The organism is Pseudomonas sp. MD330_10, assembly GCF_042610415.1.
GTDB classification, from domain to species: Bacteria; Pseudomonadota; Gammaproteobacteria; order Pseudomonadales; family Pseudomonadaceae; genus Aquipseudomonas; species Aquipseudomonas rhodesiae.
Window position 1 is genome coordinate 1 of sequence record NZ_JBHGZU010000182.1, and the last position, 233, is coordinate 233.

Sequence of the window (233 nt, forward strand, 5' to 3'; positions counted from 1 at the left end):
ATCCAGAAAGGCGTGGCCGGTGCCGAGAGCATTTTCGAACTGGTCGACGAAACACCGGAAGTCGACCGCGGTACTGTCGTGCGTGACAAGGTCAGCGGCCGCCTGGAAGTGCGTCAGCTGAACTTCACTTACCCTGGCACCGATCGCCATGTGCTCAAGGTCTTCAGCTTTACCGCCGTGCCTGGGCAGATGGTTGCCCTGGTGGGTCGTTCCGGCAGCGGCATATCGACGCT

The 233-nt window shown here is 60.9% G+C and carries 1 pseudogene; it reads left to right on the plus strand.

Annotated features, from left to right (window positions below):
• Positions 1 to 233: pseudogene (locus ACFZPT_RS27125) on the plus strand (lipid ABC transporter permease/ATP-binding protein); the annotation flags it as partial.